This window comes from Escherichia sp. AM3 (assembly GCF_032029835.1).
Taxonomy (GTDB): Bacteria; Pseudomonadota; Gammaproteobacteria; order Enterobacterales; family Enterobacteriaceae; genus Escherichia; species Escherichia coli.
This window is the reverse complement of sequence record NZ_JAVUPQ010000762.1, coordinates 1-322: the sequence shown is the minus strand read 5'-3', so window position 1 is coordinate 322 and position 322 is coordinate 1. Positions and strand designations below refer to the sequence as shown.

1 pseudogene is annotated in these 322 nt (G+C 46.6%); it reads right to left on the bottom strand.

Annotated features, from left to right (window positions below):
- A pseudogene (locus RTW80_RS28245) lies at positions 1–322 on the bottom strand (hypothetical protein); the annotation flags it as partial.

Genomic DNA, 322 nt, shown 5'->3' with positions numbered 1-322 from the left:
CGTGTGCACCTGCAGATGCTGCTGTGCCGGACAGTGAATGGCTATGATTACCATCTGTACTGGTATCCGCTAACCACCCCGTAGACATACCTACTGAGCCTTGTACACCCCAGGTATTTTGACCTGAGCTTGTATAACCATATTGATAAGTATCTTTAAAAACACTGGGGTTAAATCGACGGCCATCTCTATGGCTGTGATTACCAGCTGCATTCGTGCTGCCACTTAAACTATGGGTATGCGCACCAGTGTTATTCGTGGATTTAGTGCCGTAATCAAACGATGATGTGGTTTTCGTACCCAAATCCGTACTGGATACGCT